19 protein-coding genes are annotated in these 18,458 nt (G+C 35.9%); 12 read left to right on the top strand and 7 right to left on the bottom strand.

Annotated elements, in window-relative coordinates:
• The first annotated feature begins 85 nt into the window (after positions 1-85).
• Positions 86-328 (top strand): YkuS family protein, encoded by a 243-nt coding sequence (locus ACK4M9_RS09550; protein ID WP_409849757.1) that lies wholly within the window; start codon positions 86-88, stop codon positions 326-328.
• 74 nt (positions 329-402) lie between these two features.
• On the opposite strand, the gene ACK4M9_RS09545 is transcribed toward ACK4M9_RS09550, so the two are convergent.
• Complete coding sequence (locus tag ACK4M9_RS09545) at positions 403-1,239, bottom strand: mechanosensitive ion channel family protein (protein WP_409849755.1); 837 nt, start codon at positions 1,237-1,239, stop codon at positions 403-405.
• A 302-nt stretch (positions 1,240-1,541) separates the two neighbouring features.
• Between ACK4M9_RS09545 and ACK4M9_RS09540 the strand changes: the two genes are divergently transcribed.
• From ACK4M9_RS09540 to ACK4M9_RS09525, 4 genes are all read left to right on the top strand, one after another.
• Positions 1,542-2,087: a peroxiredoxin gene (locus ACK4M9_RS09540; RefSeq protein ID WP_409849753.1), complete on the top strand. Its 546-nt coding sequence runs from the start codon at positions 1,542-1,544 to the stop codon at positions 2,085-2,087.
• 75 nt (positions 2,088-2,162) lie between these two features.
• A complete protein-coding gene (locus ACK4M9_RS09535) occupies positions 2,163-2,612 on the top strand; it encodes a redoxin domain-containing protein (RefSeq protein WP_409849751.1) in 450 nt (149 codons plus the stop codon).
• Between the two features lie 126 nt (positions 2,613-2,738).
• Positions 2,739-3,956, top strand: a complete 1,218-nt coding sequence (locus ACK4M9_RS09530) for a peptidoglycan recognition protein family protein (protein ID WP_409849749.1) — start codon at positions 2,739-2,741, stop codon at positions 3,954-3,956.
• Positions 3,957-4,116: 160 nt separating this feature from the next.
• Positions 4,117-4,782, top strand: coding sequence for a potassium channel family protein (locus ACK4M9_RS09525; RefSeq protein ID WP_409849747.1), 666 nt, complete (start codon positions 4,117-4,119; stop codon positions 4,780-4,782).
• A gap of 86 nt (positions 4,783-4,868) precedes the next feature.
• On the opposite strand, the gene rnjA is transcribed toward ACK4M9_RS09525, so the two are convergent.
• The 4 genes from rnjA to ACK4M9_RS09505 form a co-directional block, all read right to left on the bottom strand.
• On the bottom strand, positions 4,869-6,536 hold the full coding sequence (gene rnjA / locus ACK4M9_RS09520; RefSeq protein WP_409849745.1) for a ribonuclease J1: 1,668 nt from the start codon (positions 6,534-6,536) through the stop codon (positions 4,869-4,871).
• 2 nt (positions 6,537-6,538) lie between these two features.
• On the bottom strand, positions 6,539-6,748 hold the full coding sequence (locus ACK4M9_RS09515; protein ID WP_409849744.1) for a DNA-dependent RNA polymerase subunit epsilon: 210 nt from the start codon (positions 6,746-6,748) through the stop codon (positions 6,539-6,541).
• A 431-nt stretch (positions 6,749-7,179) separates the two neighbouring features.
• Positions 7,180-7,731, bottom strand: coding sequence for a peptide deformylase (gene def, locus ACK4M9_RS09510; protein WP_409849742.1), 552 nt, complete (start codon positions 7,729-7,731; stop codon positions 7,180-7,182).
• 136 nt (positions 7,732-7,867) lie between these two features.
• A complete protein-coding gene (locus ACK4M9_RS09505; protein WP_409849740.1) occupies positions 7,868-8,026 on the bottom strand; it encodes a YjcZ family sporulation protein in 159 nt (52 codons plus the stop codon).
• Between the two features lie 254 nt (positions 8,027-8,280).
• Here ACK4M9_RS09505 and ACK4M9_RS09500 point away from each other — a divergent pair, with 254 nt between their 5' ends.
• The 5 genes from ACK4M9_RS09500 to lpdA all read left to right on the top strand — a co-directional run bounded on the left by ACK4M9_RS09500 (position 8,281) and on the right by lpdA (position 14,368).
• The gene (locus tag ACK4M9_RS09500) at positions 8,281-8,934 is read left to right on the top strand and encodes a YkyA family protein (protein WP_409849738.1); all 654 of its coding nucleotides are present in this window, start codon (positions 8,281-8,283) and stop codon (positions 8,932-8,934) included.
• A gap of 503 nt (positions 8,935-9,437) precedes the next feature.
• Positions 9,438-10,523: a pyruvate dehydrogenase (acetyl-transferring) E1 component subunit alpha gene (gene pdhA / locus ACK4M9_RS09495; protein WP_409849868.1), complete on the top strand. Its 1,086-nt coding sequence runs from the start codon at positions 9,438-9,440 to the stop codon at positions 10,521-10,523.
• A gap of 3 nt (positions 10,524-10,526) precedes the next feature.
• Complete coding sequence (locus ACK4M9_RS09490) at positions 10,527-11,504, top strand: alpha-ketoacid dehydrogenase subunit beta (RefSeq protein WP_409849736.1); 978 nt, start codon at positions 10,527-10,529, stop codon at positions 11,502-11,504.
• A gap of 154 nt (positions 11,505-11,658) precedes the next feature.
• Entirely contained in the window at positions 11,659-12,954 is a 1,296-nt protein-coding gene (locus tag ACK4M9_RS09485; RefSeq protein WP_409849734.1) for a dihydrolipoamide acetyltransferase family protein, read from the top strand.
• A gap of 4 nt (positions 12,955-12,958) precedes the next feature.
• Positions 12,959-14,368, top strand: a complete 1,410-nt coding sequence (gene lpdA / locus ACK4M9_RS09480; protein ID WP_409849732.1) for a dihydrolipoyl dehydrogenase — start codon at positions 12,959-12,961, stop codon at positions 14,366-14,368.
• 47 nt (positions 14,369-14,415) lie between these two features.
• On the opposite strand, the gene ACK4M9_RS09475 is transcribed toward lpdA, so the two are convergent.
• Both ACK4M9_RS09475 and ACK4M9_RS09470 read right to left on the bottom strand, forming a co-directional pair.
• Complete coding sequence (locus ACK4M9_RS09475; RefSeq protein ID WP_409849730.1) at positions 14,416-14,805, bottom strand: hypothetical protein; 390 nt, start codon at positions 14,803-14,805, stop codon at positions 14,416-14,418.
• A 170-nt stretch (positions 14,806-14,975) separates the two neighbouring features.
• Entirely contained in the window at positions 14,976-16,031 is a 1,056-nt protein-coding gene (locus ACK4M9_RS09470) for an FUSC family protein (RefSeq protein ID WP_409849728.1), read from the bottom strand.
• Positions 16,032-16,298: 267 nt separating this feature from the next.
• On the opposite strand from ACK4M9_RS09470, the gene ACK4M9_RS09465 reads away from it, so the two are divergent.
• Together ACK4M9_RS09465 and ACK4M9_RS09460 are read left to right on the top strand one after the other, a co-directional pair.
• The gene (locus tag ACK4M9_RS09465) at positions 16,299-17,129 is read left to right on the top strand and encodes a polysaccharide deacetylase family protein (RefSeq protein ID WP_409849726.1); all 831 of its coding nucleotides are present in this window, start codon (positions 16,299-16,301) and stop codon (positions 17,127-17,129) included.
• A gap of 213 nt (positions 17,130-17,342) precedes the next feature.
• Positions 17,343-18,452 carry a M23 family metallopeptidase gene (locus ACK4M9_RS09460; protein WP_409849724.1) on the top strand — a complete coding sequence of 370 codons (1,110 nt, stop codon included), beginning with the start codon at positions 17,343-17,345 and terminating at the stop codon, positions 18,450-18,452.
• Positions 18,453-18,458 lie beyond the last annotated feature (6 nt).

Below are 18,458 nucleotides of genomic sequence, written 5' to 3'. Positions count from 1 at the left end.
ATCTTCCATTTAGTTGGACAAATTATCGTTGTAGAGAAATGTATCTTTACATATTTAACGGATGATTTGGAAGGAGGAACGTTTTATGGCTAAGATTGGTGTCGAGCAATCTTTAACTGATGTTCAGGAAGCGTTACAATCAAGAGGTTATGACGTCGTCCAATTAAAGCAGGAAAATGATGCCCAAGGGTGTGACTGCTGTGTAATTACAGGGCAAGACCAAAATATGATGGGCATTCAGAATGTTGTTACGAAGGGTTCTGTTATCAACGCCGCCGGTTTAACTGCTGAGGAAGTTTGCCAACAAGTAGAAACTAAAATTCAGTAAACGACAAGGACTGGGAATGACAAAAAAAGCTAACTAACTTTAGTTTAACTAAAGAGCTAGCTTTTGTGTCATTCCTATTTCTTTTCAACAAAAACTTGATGTGGAAATGGGATTTCAATGCCGTGGCGATCAAGAGCCTCTTTTAGTGATTTCCGAAGTTTTCTTTCAATCGCCCACTGTGACATGTTTTCTGTCTTAGCAATAATCCTGATTACTACATCGGAATCGCCTAAACTTTGAACACCTACAACATCAGGTCCTTCTTTAATTGCTAATTCCTGTTGAGCAAATTCATCACAGGTTGCTTGTAAAATGGCAATTGCTTCATCAATGTTTTCGTCATAAGCAATGCTAATATCAACTAAGGCACGCATATTCCCGCGTGAATGGTTGCTAACATTTTTGATCTCTCGATTAGGAATAAAGTGCAATGTTCCATCAAACCCGCGAAGCTTAGTCGTTCGTAAACCGACATCTTCGACAACACCGTCTAATCCAGCCATAGTTACATAATCGTCAACATCAATTTGTTTTTCTAGTAATAGAAAAAAACCTGTGACAACATCGCTTACTAATCCTTGCGCACCAAAACCAATTGCAAGTCCGATGATACCAGCCCCAGCTATTAATGGCGCAATTTCATAATCAAATATTCCTATAACAATAGTGAGTAAAAAGAATATTAGAAAATATGTAAAGATATTAAGGGCAAGCTTTTCTAATGTCTTTGTTCGGCCAGGGTGCATTCCTCTTTGTTGTTGCATTTTCATAAATGTACTAGAGATAATCCCGGTTCCAATTTTCTTTACGAGGATATAAAAAAGAAAAATTCCTATTAACTGGATAATAATAATTGAGAGACTTACTAGTAGTCCACTCCAATCGTATGATTCAAGCCAGCTCAAATTCAAGCAGTTCAACTCCATCCTTAAAAAAATTGTATCGCACTTTAAGTATTCCCCTTGCCGCGACGAGACTAAACATCCTTTAAAGTCTACCATAATAGAAAAGGAATTCTAAAACGATATGACTTAGTATTCTGTTTTCATAGTTCAGTGCATATGATTCGTTTATTTCATTTAGAACAGGTTATAATAGCAATAGTATTATTTTAAAGGATGAATTTACTTTTTTATCAACTTTTTATAATTCTTCTTTTATAATAATTATAATTTAACCTGTATAACGGGTATTATTTTAGGAGGTTTTACATATGAGTGACAAAAGAATGGTAGCAAAACAAGCACCTAGATTTGAGATGGACGCAGTAATGCCCAATAAAGAGTTTGGAAAAGTTAGTTTAGAAGAGAACATGAAGAATGATAAGTGGACGGTTCTTTACTTCTATCCAATGGACTTCACTTTCGTATGTCCAACAGAAATTATTTCTTTAAGCGATCGTTATGATGAGTTTGAAGATCTAGATGCAGAAGTTATTGGAGTCTCTACAGATACAATTCATACTCATTTGGCTTGGATTAATACTGACAGAACTGCTAATGGTTTAGGAGATTTAAAATATCCTTTAGCTGCTGACACTAACCACGCTATTTCAAGAGAATATGGTGTGTTAATTGAAGACGCTGGGATTGCTTTACGTGGATTATTCATCATTAGTCCTGAAGGCGAGCTAATGTACTCAGTAGTAAATCACAATAACATTGGTCGTGATGTTGATGAGACATTACGTGTACTGCAAGCCCTACAAACTGGCGGATTATGCCCAGCGAACTGGAAGCCAGGTCAAGAAACATTATAATTAGATAATTCGCTAAATGAAAGGTCTAGCTAAATGTTAGGCCTTTTCTTACACTATTTCCTAGGAGTTGATAATATGAAGTTAAGATCAGCTATGCCTGAGCTAGTTGGAGCTACAGAGTGGTTGAATGGTCAAGTAACAAAGAATGATTTAGTTGGTGAAAAACCAACGTTGTTTCACTTTTGGTCAATTAGCTGCCATTTATGTAAAGAAGGGATGTCAAATATAAATGAATTCCGCGATCTATATAAAGATCAATTAAATGTCGTGGCTGTGCATATGCCTCGGTCAGAAAAAGATCTTGATATTGAAGAAATAAAAAGAGTTGCCAATGAGCATGATATTACACATCCGATCTTTGTTGATGGAGATCATAAGTTAACAGATGCTTTTGAAAACAAATATGTTCCTGCCTATTATGTATTTGATAGTGAAGGGCAACTCCGTCATTTTCAAGCTGGTGGTGGCGGAATAAAGATGTTAACAAAACGCGTCAATCGCGTATTAGGCATAAAAGAAGAATAGTAAACTAATTTATGAGGATTTATAAATCGTTCCACTAATTTTTTGATGTTTTTCTCTTTAATTTGATAATTTAAAAGTCACCTCTTTCTATAGATATTTGTATATATAGAAAGAGGTGATCTTTTTATGAATATAAATGATAAAAGAAATAGTTTAGTAAGGCATAGAAGTAAAACTTATCGTCGAAGATCTAAATCGCAAATAAAGAATATTGCCATCCATCATAGTGCAACAACATCAGGTAGTGCCGAAGCGTTTGCCAGATATCACGTAAATCAGCTTGATTGGCCTGGAATCGCTTATCATTATGTTGTTAATAAAGATGGCTCTATTGATTTATGTCATGATCCAGAAGTCGTTAGTTATCATGTAGGCAATAGTAATGGAAGAGCTCTTGGTATTTGTATGGTTGGAGATTTTCGTACTCAGACTTTGGGGAGTGCACAAAGAAATGCGACACTTGAGTTAGTTAGAACGTTATTAGATGAATTTAATTTAACTGTTGACGATGTTTGGGGACATATCGAATTCCCTGGTTACTCGTGGAAACCATGTCCTTCGATCAGTATGGAACAGTTTAGAAGATCATTAAGAACTGATCAAGGTGAAACTCCTATACCGAATATTCCGGTGCCGAGCCAACCTAGAAATAGAGCGGTTTTAAGTCAAGGTGATCGAGGTGAGGATGTAAGAACGCTACAACAAAAGCTTAATGAATTAGGGTTTAATACAGGTCCTACTGATGGAATTTTTGGTCCACTAACAGCAGATGCAGTGGAAAGATTTCAAAGAAGTGCACGTATTCGCGTTGATGGAATAGTTGGACCAGAAACAAGGAACGCACTTGATAATTTTAATTCAGTAACAGATCCAGTAGAACATGGTGCTCCTTCAGATGAGCCTGACTGGAGGGAAGAGCATTACAATGAAGAAAATAGAAGAATGCTTCGTTTAATTAGACCGATGATGCGTGGGCAAGACGTAGTCGAAGTTCAGCAAAAAGTAGGGGCGCTTACTGATGGTGTCTATGGTCCTGAGACTGAAAGAAGAGTCATGGAGTTTCAGAGAAGAAACAATTTAACTGTTGATGGAATCGTCGGTCCATTAACGTGGGCGATGTTTGATGGAGTTGCTGAAAATACACCTAGCTATGAAAGGTTGCTATCATTACAAAGTCCGATGCTACGCGGTGAAGATGTGAAACAAGTACAACGAGCGCTAGGCGTTCAAGTTGATGGGCTTTATGGGCCTAACACTCAACGAGCCGTTCGGAATTTCCAAAGAAGTGCGGGAATAAGTGTAGATGGGATTGTTGGGCCTCAAACTTGGAATCGTCTGTTTTAATTTATGTATAGCTAACTGGTCCTTTTATTGCATGCTAAGTTGGAATTAGTTTGCTCATTCTTTACCTTTTAGAAATTCAATTACTATAATATTAAAAATATTATGTTATGATAAAATAAGGTAAGCAATTAGTTCCGATGGATGGAGGAAATACGACTCTATGAAAAAACAGTTTGCTGTAATTGGATTAGGTAGATTCGGTGGAAGTATATGTAGATCTTTAAGTGAACAAGGAATGGAAGTACTTGCAATTGATACCGATGAAGAAAAAATCAATATTTATTCTAGTGTCGTTACTCATGCAGTAGTTGCAGACGGTGCAGATGAAGCCGCACTTAGAAGTCTTGGTATTAGAAATTTTGATCATGTAATAGTAGCAATTGGTGATAATATTCAGGCTAGTATCTTAACAACACTTATTTTAGATGAACTTGGGGTAAAGCATATTACAGTTAAAGCTCAAAATGATTATCATGAGAGGGTTTTAAATAAAATTGGCGCTCATAAGGTGGTTCACCCTGAAAGAGATATGGGAGTAAGGATTGCCCATAATATTGTTTCCAAAAATGTTTTGGATTATTTAGAGCTTTCAAAGGATTATAGTATTGTAGAGCTTATTGTCGGAGATAGAATGAACAATAAAACATTAGTAGAGTTAAATATTCGGGCTAAATATGGCGTGAATATCATGGCGATTAAAAGAGATGGTGTGATAAATGTGTCTCCATACGCCACTGAGAAGATACTAAAGGGAGATATTCTCATTGTTATCGGCGCGGTTTTAGACATTAATAAGTTAGAAGATGCGTTATTTGATAAAGATTAAAAAAACGAAAGGGGGGCCCTTTCGTTTTTTTTAATACTAAGTAAGTAGTAAACTATACTTAACTTGAGATTTTAGTGCTTAAATAGTTACACTTCCATAATAATTGGTAATATCATTGGTTTGCGTTTTGTTTTCTCGTATAAAAATGGACCTAAAACATCAGTTATTTCATTTTTAATTTCAGACCATTGTGTAGTTTTACGGTCCATAATTGATTGTAAATGTTTTGCAAGAAGGGACTGGGCATCGTTGATTAAATCACCAGATTCTCGCATATAAACAAAACCTCTTGAAATAATATCGGGACCTGCTGTTACTTTGAATTCTTTCATATTTAAACTTACAACAACTACGACAAGTCCTTCTTCTGATAATATACGGCGATCACGCAAGACGATGTTTCCGATATCACCAATCCCATTTCCATCCACGTATACTGAGCCCGAAGGAACTTTACCGACAAGCGCAGCCTCATCATTTCCTAATGCTAAAACTTCGCCATTATCCATCACAAAGCAGTTTTCTTCAGGTACATCGCAATCGACAGCAAGTTTCACGTGCATTTTTAACATTCTATATTCACCGTGTATTGGCATGAAATATTTAGGTTTAATTAAGCGTAACATTAACTTTTGTTCTTCTTGACTGCCGTGGCCAGATGTATGAATATCACTTAAAGATCCGTGAATAACCTCTGCTCCAGCACGGTACAATTGATTAATTGTTTTACTCACACTTAACGTATTTCCTGGAATAGGAGATGAAGAAAAGACTACGGTGTCTCCAGGAATAATTTGAATTTGACGATGTGTACCAAAAGCTATGCGCGATAAGGCAGCCATTGGTTCGCCTTGACTTCCCGTACATAAGATTGTCACTTCATTTGCAGGAAGCTTATTTAACTGACTATGTTCAATAAATGTCCCTTTAGGTGCTCTTATATATCCTAACTCTTGACCGATATTAATGGCATTTTCCATACTTCTTCCAAATACAGCAACTTTACGTTTATTTGCAACTGCTGATTCTACAACCTGTTGTAGGCGATGAATATTAGAAGCAAAAGTAGCAAAAATTAATCTGCCATCAATTTTACGGAAGATTGAATCAATGCTCTCACCGACTTTACGTTCTGACATTGTAAATCCGGGAACTTCACTGTTAGTGCTATCAGATAGTAGGCAAAGTACACCTTCTTGTCCAATTTGAGCCATCTTTGTTAAATTAGCTGGTTCACCTACAGGGGTGAAATCAAATTTAAAATCACCAGTGTGAACAATGTTTCCAGGTGGAGTTTTGACAACAATACCATATGAATCTGGGATACTGTGGGTAGTTCTAAAGAATGAAACTGAGACGTTTTCGAATTTAATAATGTCATCTTCTTTAATTTCTATCATTTTTGTTTTTCTAAATAAACCGTGTTCTTCCAATTTACCTTTTAATAAGCCTAGCGCTAACTTTCCGCCGTAAATTGGAATATTTACTTGTCTTAATAGGTAAGGAATACCACCAATGTGATCTTCGTGTCCATGAGTGATAAAAAGGCCTTTAATTTTTTCGACGTTTTTTACTAAATAGGTATAATCCGGAATAACGTAGTCAATACCTAGCAACTCATCTTCTGGAAACTTTATTCCAGCATCGATTAAAATGATTTCCTCTTGAAATTGAACAGCATAAGTGTTTTTTCCAATTTCACCTAAGCCACCTAGGGCGAAAACCGCTGTTTGATTACTCTTAACTTGTTTCATAATTATATATTCTCCACATTATAGTTTTCGCTTTGTTTTTCATATTCGAGATATGCACCTTCCACTGGTAAAACAAATTCAATATTGTATGGACGGGAGGCTAATTTTTGCCTTACTTCCATTTCTGAATTTGCTTCAACATAAAGCGATTTTGTTTTTTCTCTAACAGATACTTCTGAGACTCTTTCTTGATATAACACTTTGAAAATCATTAAAACCTCTCCTTAAAATCGTTAATTTATCTTTCACCATTATAAATGATACTGGTTTTTATTTCATGTTTTCTTTTTTTCTACCTAATTGACTAATATTCATTGTAAACATAAGTAGTAACTTAAGGTTAAACCAATATGACTTAGAAACCATTCAATTAGCATCATACATTATTTTTCTTTAGATAACAAATTTAGGTAGCAAATTTATGATTCTAATAGTCGTTTTTTTGGAAGAAGTTCACGACATCGCTTAAGTAATTTTTCACGCCATTTTTTAAACATGAGTATACCTCCAGTTATTCCAATAATTTTTCTTACTGTTAGTATGTGTTCCATAGGAAAACTCATGAATGGAAAAAAATGATCGCAAAATATCTTTTTGAATAAAAAAAGAGACAGACAAAATATGCCCATCTCCATTATTACTTTTATTTAAATAGTTCAGGCACTGGTTTCATAAGTGGATCCTTAGCATCCTCAATTCTATCGTAAAACATAACGCCGTTTAAATGATCGATTTCATGTTGGAAAACGATTGCAGGGAGGCCGCGAAGTCGGACCGAAATGTCTTCGCCTTCAAGATTTGTTCCTTGAACTGTTATTCTTGCGTACCTAGGTACTAATCCTGAAACATCTCTATCAACAGATAAACAGCCTTCACCATTTTCTAATTGAGTCATTTCCACTGAATGACTAACTATTTTTGGGTTATACAAAGCGTACTCATATAAATTTTCATTTTGGTCAGTAACTAAAACAGCGATCATTCGCTTGGAGACATTAATTTGAGGTGCCGCAAGCCCTACACCAGGTCTTAAATTATACTTTTCAGCAATTTGGGGATCCTGACTATTATGTAGAAACTCCATCATTTTTTGGAGAGTTTCCTGATCTTCCTTGGACGCGGGTAGAGAAACTTCTTTTGCAACTTTTCTTAAAGTGGGATGACCCTCTTGGATGACATCTTTCATTGTTATCAATACTCTCACAACTCCTTACAATCACTTTTTAATCTTAATATTATACTACAGTTAAAAAAAAGGAAAGAAACGAGAGAAAAATTACTCTCGTTCCTTCCAATATAAATTTATTGTTTTTTGAAGAAGTAGTACTAGATTAAGCTCTCGGGTACCAAGCGGCACCTACGATTACTAATAAAATGAAAAGTACTACAATTAAAGCGAAGCCAGTTCCAGCAGGTCTTGCTACTGGAGCAGCATGAACAGGAGCACCATAACCTAATCCACATGGATCCCAACAACCGTGTCCGTACATAATGATATTCCTCCTTAAATAGTTTTATCGCTTTGGTTGCGATTTAATAATATGCTATGCAAGAAACTATTCTGTGGTTGGATGAGTACCTAGTTTCATTATAAATAATAAAATTACTTGTACTAAAAAAAGGTTAAAGAAATATATATAAGTGAAAGAAAAACCATTTAAATGTTGTCAAAATGTTTTTTTTAGTATAGTGTTTTAATGAAACACCCTAAGTGGAAAAGTTTTTTATAAGGGGGATTTAAATTGTGTTTACATTAAAGAAAATCAAAAGTGCTTTGATACTAGTCTTACTGGTAGTAGCGGTCGGTTGTGCAAAAACGAATCCTGCAGAAGAAGTTTATTACCATTTAGAAAAAGCGGTTAGCTTAGAGTCAACATTTGAAGAACAACAAGAACCACTCTCAAAAGCAGAAATTGATGAATATGAACTTTATGATCAAATTCTAGAACTTTCTGATTTAGATGAAATCAAAACATTAGCAAGTAATGCAGAGGAATTAGCTAATTCGCGAATTTCGATGATTGAGTTAGAGAAAGAAAGTATTGATGAGGCATACGAAGAATATACAAAGATAAAGGCAGTAATAGAGACGTTCAAAGATGAAGATCTAAAAAAATTAGCCAATCAGTTAGTAACTGTAATGGACAGCAGGTATGAGACTTACTTAGAGCTATATCGCGAATATAAAGAGGCTATAACTCTAGACTTGGAGCTATATCAACTAATACAAAAAGAAGATTTAACGATTGACGAGTTAGAAGCTCAACATGATAAGGTTAATATCTCATATGAAAGAGTAAATCAATATAAAGAAAAGTTTAACGAATACACTATTCAATATAATGAACTTAAGCGAGAATTTTACGATTTCGCTGAATTAGATGTTGTATACAACTAAGTACATAGAGGATATTCATTTTAGTGAACAATTTAAAAGGTAATTAATTATCTCCTTTTGAAGAGTTTACTAACATGAATTATCCTCTTTTTGTTTTTTGAAGCAAAATATAACAGATATGAGTGTATTAACACTGTGAAAATGTTGTTATTTAAGGGTTTTCAGGATTTTATAATACAGAAAATTTTAAAACACTGTAACAGTTTAGATTGTAATTGTTATCGAGTTTCGTGGGGTTGTTAAAAAACCTTGTAAAATCAGTACAAAATCATTGACAGTTGATTTTATGATGTTGTAAACTAATTTCAAATAGCAAGTGTTGTACCATTATTTCTAACAGTAAAGTGATACAGATTATTTTAGGAATATGTAATTACGAGAAAGATCGATAAATTTTGCTTTATTTAGCGGTTGTATTGATCTGTAATATGGGCAACCTAAATGAGAGTTTTATGCGCAATTATATTTTCTTTTGATAAGAAAGGAAGAGGTGACGTGATATGATGAAAAGTAAAACATTAGAGCAAGTTGAAAGCCAATTTGAAACCTTCCAAATTTTAAATGAAGAAGGAGAAGTAGTGAATGAGGCGGCGATGCCGAAATTAAGAGATGAACAATTACAAGAATTAATGAAGCGTATGGTCTATACAAGAATTTGGGATCAACGTGCTATTTCGTTAAATCGTCAAGGGAGATTAGGTTTCTATGCTCCTGTTGCTGGGCAAGAAGCTTCAATGCTTGGATCTCATTTTGCCTTAGAAAAAAACGATTGGATTTTACCAGGATATCGTGATATTCCTCAGATCGTATTTCATGGTGTTCCACTAGAACAAGCATTTTTATGGTCTCGTGGCCATTTTAAAGGTGGACAAATGCCAGATGGTGTTAACGTGTTAATGCCACAAATTATTATCGGTGCACAAATTATCCAAGCGGCAGGAGTTGCTTTAGGACTTAAACGTAAAAATACAAATACTGTAGCAATTACGTATACAGGTGACGGAGGAGCTTCTCAAGGTGATTTCTATGAAGGGTTAAACTTTGCAGGAGCATATGCTGCACCAGCGATCTTTGTCGTTCAAAACAATCGCTTTGCGATTTCAACCCCGGTTGAAAAGCAATCAGCAGCAAGAACAATTGCGCAAAAAGCAGTTGCTGCGGGAATTCATGGTGTTCAGGTAGATGGTATGGATGTTCTAGCAGTCTACGCTGCGACCGAAGAAGCACGTGAACGTGGTTTAAGAGGAGATGGACCAACTCTAATTGAAACGTTAACTTATCGTTATGGTCCTCATACAATGGCTGGTGATGATCCAACTCGTTATCGAACAACAGATTTAGATGATGAGTGGGAAAAGAAAGATCCACTAGTTCGTTTCCGTAAATTCTTAGAAAATAAAAACTTATGGTCAGAACAACAAGAAAATGAAGTTGTAGAGCAAGCGAAAGAGGATATTAAAGCGGCTATAAAAAAAGCTGATGGAGCACCAAAGCAAAAAGTGACTGATTTAATTGGATTTATGTATGAAACGCTTCCTAATAATTTACAAGAGCAAATGGAACAATATAAAGCAAAGGAGACGAAATAAACTATGGCACAAATGACAATGATCCAAGCAATTACAGATGCCATGCGCGTAGAGTTAAAACGTGATGAAAGCATTCTTCTATTCGGAGAGGACGTAGGTAAGAACGGTGGGGTATTCCGTGCTACTGAAGGTCTTCAAGCTGAATTTGGAGAAGATCGAGTATTTGATACTCCATTAGCTGAATCGGGAATTGGCGGACTTGCAATTGGTCTAGGTTTAACTGGTTTTCGACCGATTATGGAAATTCAATTCTTTGGTTTCGTATTTGAGGTTTTCGATTCGATTGCTGCACAAATGGCACGTATGCGTTACCGTTCTGGCGGGAAATATCATTCCCCAGTTACAATTCGCTCTCCTTTTGGTGGTGGGGTAAAAACACCTGAATTACATGCCGATAGTTTAGAAGGGTTAATGGCTCAAACTCCTGGTGTAAAAGTTGTTATCCCTGCGACACCATATGACGCAAAAGGATTGTTAATTTCAGCTATTCGTGACAATGATCCAGTAGTATTTTTAGAGCATATGAAGCTTTACCGTTCTTTTCGAGGTGAAGTACCTGAAGGGGAATACACAATTGAATTAGGGAAAGCCGACGTAAAGCGTGAAGGGAAAGATATCTCTATTATTACTTATGGTGCAATGGTTCATTCGTCACTCAAAGCTGCTGAAGAATTAGCTAAAGAAGGAATTGAAGCGGAAGTAATTGACTTACGTACAATTAGCCCAATTGATATAGATGCAATCATCACCTCTGTTGAGAAGACAAATCGTGCCATCGTTGTTCAAGAAGCACAAATCCAAGCTGGAATTGCTGCAAATATCGTTGCCGAAATTACTGAAAGAGCAATTTTAAGTTTAGAAGCTCCAGTGCTTCGTGTAGCTTCACCAGATACTGTTTTCCCGTTTGCATCTGCAGAAGATGTTTGGTTACCTGGATATAAGGAAATCGTAGAAAAAGCGAAAACAGTTATTAACTTCTAAATTAAAAAAGAAGCGTTTCGCTTCTTTTTCACGCATTGGACTGACTTGAATTTATAGACCTCATACACATTGCAGCAATAGTTTATACTTAAAGAAGGTTCTTGATAATTCTAAAAGCATTATTTTTGAAGATGAGAATAGGGAGGCGTTTTTAGTGGCGTTTGAATTTAAACTTCCTGATATCGGTGAAGGAATTCATGAAGGTGAGATTGTTAAATGGTTTGTCAAACCAGGAGATGAAGTTAAAGAGGACGATATTCTACTAGAGGTTCAAAATGACAAAGCTGTTGTTGAAATACCATCACCGGTAGAAGGTAAAATATTAGAGTTAAAAGTTACAGAAGGGACTGTAGCAGTTGTTGGAGATGTTCTAGTAACAATCGATTATGATGGTGAAATCCCTGCATCAGCCCACGGTCATCATGATGAGGAAGAGGATACTGCTCCTGCTGTTACAACAACTAAAGAAGACGTTGTAGCTGAGGTAGTGGCAGAAGTTGATGAATCTAGAAGAATTATTGCGATGCCATCTGTTCGTAAATATGCTCGAGAAAAAGGTATCGACATCCGTAAAGTAAATGGCACTGGAAATAATGGTCGTATTTTAAAAGCTGACATAGATAATTTCGGTACAGCTGCTCCAAAAACTATTGATGAGACTACAGTTACTGAAGCTAAACCACCGGTATCTGAAAATAAGAGTGCGAGCGAAAAGAAAGCTGTTAAGCCATATGAAGCTGTTCATGGTGAGTTAGAGACTCGTGAAAAAATGAGTGGTATTCGTAAAGCCATCTCAAATGCAATGGTAAATTCAAAGCACACTGCTCCACACGTAACATTAATGGATGAAATTGATGTAACTGACTTAGTTTTGCATCGTAAGAAATTCAAAGGAATCGCAGCTGATAAAGGTATTAAATTAACATACTTACCATACGTTGTTAAAGCACTTACTTCTGCTTTGCGAGAATACCCAACATTAAACGCCTCAATTGACGATATTAACGAAGAGGTTGTATATAAGCATTATTATAATATCGGTATTGCAGCTGATACTGAAAAAGGTTTACTAGTTCCTGTTGTCAAGGATGCTGACCGTAAATCGATCTTCAAAATTTCTGCGGAAATTAGTGAGTTAGCGACAAGTGCACGTGATGGAAAGTTATCGCCAGATAAGATGAAAGGTGGTTCTTGTACAATCACAAACATTGGTTCAGCAGGCGGTCAATGGTTTACTCCGGTAATTAATCACCCGGAAGTAGCTATTTTAGGTATTGGACGAATCGCTGAAAAACCAGTCGTTAAAAATGGAGAGATTGTTGTTGCTCCGGTTCTTGCGTTATCGTTAAGTTTTGATCATCGTTTAATTGACGGTGCAACTGCACAAAATGCGTTAAATCATATTAAACGCTTACTGAACGATCCACAATTATTAGTTATGGAGGCGTAAAAAAATGGTAGTAGGAGATTTTGCGGTAGAAGTAGAAACGCTCGTTATTGGTGCCGGTCCTGGAGGTTATGTCGCTGCAATTCGTGCGGCACAACTTGGTCAAAAAGTAACGATTGTCGAGAAAGAAAATTTAGGTGGAGTTTGCTTAAATGTAGGTTGTATTCCTTCAAAAGCTTTAATTGCTGCTGGACATAAGTACCATGATGCGACTAATTCTGAAGATATGGGAATTACAGTAGGTAACGTAACCTTAGATTTTTCAAAAGTACAAAAGTGGAAATCGTCGGTTGTAAACAAACTTACTGGCGGTGTCGAAGCTTTATTGAAGGGTAATAAAGTGGATATCGTTAGAGGCGAAGCATTTTTTGTTGATGAGAATACTGTTCGAATTATGGACGAAAAATCATCACAAACATACAAATTTAATCATTGTATTATCGCTACTGGTTCTAGACCAATTGAATTGCCTGCTTTTAAATGGAGCAAGCGTGTTATTTCGTCAACTGGAGCTCTAGCGCTTCAAGAAGTTCCTAAAAAAATGATCGTAATCGGTGGTGGATATATTGGTGTCGAGTTAGGGTCTGCGTATGCCAACCTTGGAACTGAATTGATCATTTTAGAAGGCGGCAATCAAGTTTTACCTGGTTTTGAGAAACCAATGAGCCAATTGGTAACAAAGCGTTTAAAGAATAATGGAGCGCAAATTTTTACAAATGCATTGGCGCAAGGTGTAGAAGAAACTGCTGATGGTGTAAAAGTTACTGCTGAAATAAAAGGCGAAACACAAACGTTTGAAGCGGATTACGTTTTAGTAACTGTTGGGCGCCGTCCAAACACTGAAGATCTTGGTTTAGAGCAAGCTGGAATTGAAATGACTGAGCGTGGCTTAGTGAAAGTTGATAAGCAATGTAAAACAAATGTAAATGGAATTTTTGCAATTGGTGATATTGTTGATGGACCGGCACTTGCACATAAAGCTTCTTATGAAGGTAAGGTAGCTGCCGAAGTTATTTCTGGTCACCCGGCAGAAGTCGATTACTTGGCTATTCCTGCTGTTGTTTTCTCTGGTCCTGAATTAGCTTCAGTTGGATTAACTGAGGCAGAGGCGAAAGATGCGGGCTATGACGTTGTAGTTTCTAAATTTCCATTTGCCGCAAATGGTCGTGCGTTATCATTAAATGAAACAGATGGCTTTATGAAAATGGTTACTAGAAAAGAAGATGGGTTAGTACTAGGAGTTCAAATTGCTGGCTTAAATGCATCAGATATGATTTCTGAAGCGTGTGTTGCGATAGAGGCGGGAATGACAGCTGAAGATATTGCAATGACAATTCATGCTCATCCATCGTTAGGTGAAATCACAATGGAAACTGCTGAGGTTGCTATTGGAATGCCGATCCATATTGTAAAATAAGAACGAAGAACCAAATAAAGAGGATGACTTAGGTAAAGTCATCCTCTTTATTTCTGTAACAATCCTTCTTCAAGCATTGTTAAAATTTCGTATTTTTTCAAAGCGCCTTCAACGCGTATAGTAATAAGATCATTATGTATAACTAATAAAGTCGGATATTCTTCAATTTGATAATGACGAACTAAGTCACGATCAGATGATTGAATAATATTAAACGAACGAATTTTTTCTGGATACTTTTTTTTGACATCTAAAAGGGCATCGTAATAATCTCCTTCTGCACTAATATAGTGTTCATCTGAGAAAAGTAATGTAATGTTTTCATCTTTTTTCTGTAGAAAAGGATAGTTTGTAATAATTTCTTCGCTTTTTGAGCAACTTGTCATTAATAATAGGAAGATTGGGATCAAAGCAATAATCAGTCTTAATCTCACCACAGTACCATTCACTTCCTTTTTTCGGTGAATAAAAATTATACATTTTTATTTAGTTTACCACGGAAGTGAACGGATTTTCAGTTCGTAATGAAACTGTTACATAATTGAAAAGATTATGATTGAATTATTCTAATAGTAGCTTGAAAGAAAATTATACTAACTAATTGCAATTAATCATATTGAATTTGCTTTCCGAATATATATCCCGGATAGTTTTTGTTATTCTCAGAAAAAAAGTGTTCTGCCAATGTAGCTTGTTGTACTACTGATAAACATTCAAGAATAGCAAGAAGTTCATGTAGAAATGCCCCTTTTTGCTGATACATTGCTTTATCCTGGATTTCCTTCTTTAACAGCTCATAAAGTTGTTCTTGTGCATAACTAACACTTTTCTGATTATGTTGGAGAACGTTCGTACAAAGGTTAATAATAAATTCTACCGATGTTAGTACTACCTTTTTTTCATCTGGAGAAAAGTCTTTGTTAATGGTGATGTAACTTAAATTACCTACGTGAAATATAATTCTTTGTAGTTGTGCTAATTTCCGTTGTAAGAAATGAAAGGATCGTTCTTCTAACTCATTCGTTTTACGATACTGCCACTCAGCTTCTTGGTAATCACTAATTTTGAAGGCTTTATCTAATTCCTGATGAAGATCGCGTGTTGTAACATCCAAGTTTAACTCTTTTTCTTCCACAATTGAAGAAATAATTTGTTCTAAATGCTTTGCGGTATTTACATAAAGTTGGTTAACTTTTTGTACGAGTAATGGACCGAATTTAGGAGGTAATACGGCAAAGTTTACTAGTGTAGAAATAATAATTCCTAACGATGTTCCGGATAGTCTTAAAATAAATTCGCTAAGGATACTCTCGTTTGAAATCGGAATCATAGCTACAGCTGTAAGTGTAGCTACTAATGTTACATTATCTAATTTTAAGCGATGACAAAATAAAATAGTCATCATGCTAACAAGAGCGAAGGTAAGAGCACCATGACCGAGAAACATATCAAAAATTAACGCGAAACTAGCTCCGATTGCAGCGGCTGGAAGACGAATGATACCTCTTTTTAGCGATTCGGCAGCTGTTGGTTCAGTTGTAACGATTGCAGTAATTACTGCGAATATGACTGGTAAATTTAATTTCATGCAGACAATCGCAGTAATGAAAACGGAAATTCCAGTTTTTATAATTCTCGGACCGATAAACTTAAGTGGGTTCATTTTATCTTCACCTTTAAAAAGTCTTAATAGATAAAGTATTTGTTTAAAATGGAAAAGTATGCAAAAAGTAGATCATGGGTGAAAACATATGCTAGTATCAAAACTTATGTTACATTACAAGAGTGAATTTCATAATTACCTTAATCGAGCTATTTGAAACTAAATGTAGTTGCCAATGGTTTTAACGCAACTACATTTAGGACTTAGTAGCAAAAATAATGAATTATGAAATTCATTGATTATAAAAATTTAATTTAGGGTGATACGATGAATAAGTTTGTAATTATTTTTGTTGTTGTTACGTTTGTTTTCTTGACAGTTGCATGTTCTAGTGGTGATGCACTTGAGGAAGAGCAAGTTGTTGAAGACGTTGAGATGGTAACAGAGGAGACAATTGAAGATGGAGCAGAACCAGAAGCAAGTATTATAGATGAATCTGAGATAGAGTTAAAAATAGAACAAGTAGAGAGGGTACCTCGATACATATTGCAAAGTGATCATACTGTTAAACCTATCGATGAATTGGGTGATCAGCAGGTGGTTCTCTTAACAATTGATGACGCGCCAAATCGCTATTCAGTTGAGATGGCTAATTTGCTAAAAGAAAAAGATGTTAACGCCATTTTCTTTGTGAATGGTCATTTCATAAATGATGAAGCTGGTAGAGAAAAGTTGAAAACGATCTATGAGCTTGGTTTTGAAATTGGTAACCATACGATGAATCATCCAAACTTAAAAAACTTATCAGAAGAGAAACAAAGGCAAGAAATTATCGAACTCAATGACTTAATTGAAGAAATAACAGGCGAAAGACCGAGGTTTTTCAGAGCCCCTTTTGGAGTTAATACAGAGGTGTCTAAACAGGTAGTTACAGAAGAGTCGATGCAGTGGATGAATTGGACATATGGTTATGATTTCAATAAAGAATATATGGAAAAGAATGCATTGGCGGATATAATGGTCAATACCACTTTACTCCGACCTGGTGCAAACTTACTAATGCATGATCACCCCTGGACATTAGAGGCATTGCCAGATATTATTGAGGGCCTAAAAGAGAAAGGTTACGGTTTTGTAGATCCTAAGGAAATCGAATAATGTTTAAAAAGGAGGCTGTCACAAAAGCGTCTGACACCGGTGAAAGTGAACTTTCATTGGTGTTTGACACTTTGTTTTGGGACAGCCTCCTTTTGCATGCTCTCGCAGCCATGAGGCTTTTCTGAAGCGAACAGATAAAGTTTTTTTCACAGGGTTTAACGATGTTTTTTGATGGCGAAAATAGAAGCTAGTAATTTGTGAAGGGTGAAACGGATGAAACGGATAAATAGAACTAAACGTCTTTTACTAATATTGGCTAGCTTCTTAGTAACGACGGCTTGTGGTTTGAATAACCAAGATGATCAACAGCAAAAAAAATTTTCGATAGAAGAAGCAGATAACTCCCTCACTCATCAGAATATTATTGAGGTTAAGGAATTGATGCTTCATCAAATATTTGACCAGACATTATTTCTAGTTGCAGATTTAATGGCTGTTGTTGAAGGTAAATACGATTATAACGAAATACATCGATTATTAAAAATGGAGATTGGTGATCATGTATATAAAATGGTTTATGGAGTGCCGGTTGTCGAGATGTCTGGTATGTATTTACCATATGATGACATAGAATTAGTTCTTTTTAAGGAAGATGTTTATTTGCCAACAAGCTTTTTAGATAAAGTGCTAGGAATGGATGTTGTATTAAGCAATGAAAGCATCACTTTTTCGAAATCCTATGAAGGCTTAATGGCTAGCCAATCAAATTTAAATGGTCGTCTGAATGAGGAAATGACCGTTGAAGAAATGATTGAATACTTATCTTTTCTTGATAAACCAATCGAGGGAGCTCAAGCGAGTACGATCCCAAATCACCTGCCAGGTGCCAAAAGACCTTATCGAAATGGATATCATGAGGGTATTGATTGGTATCCTTATTCTTCAGGTCAACATATATCTACCACTACACCTGTTTATGCAATGGCTGATGGTATTGTTGTGAGAGCTGACAATAATTATGATGAATACTCGTCACCACAAATTCGGAACAAAGATTTAGCTGTTACAAGTAAATTGGGGGAAACGCCGCAATATATCTTTGATCGCCTTCGTGGAAGGCAAGTTTGGGTTCAGTATGAAAAAGGTGTCATGATTCGATTTGCTCATCTTGATGCAATTGGTGATAATATTAAGGTTGGAAACAAGGTTTCTAAGGACACTGTAATAGGTTATGTCGGGAATTCTGGTACAAGTGGAGCTGTCAATGGTGATGGCACACAAATACATCTCCATCAAGATATCCTTATTTATGGTGAGTTGTTCTGGAAACAGTACACACCAGAGCAAGTAAAACGAATTGTTTTAGGTATCTTTGGTGACTAAAGTTAA

The organism is Anaerobacillus sp., from assembly GCF_046314235.1.
GTDB lineage: Bacteria > Bacillota > Bacilli > Bacillales > Anaerobacillaceae > Anaerobacillus.
The sequence above is the reverse complement of the archived record's forward strand: the minus strand, read 5'-3'. Positions and strand labels throughout refer to the sequence as shown.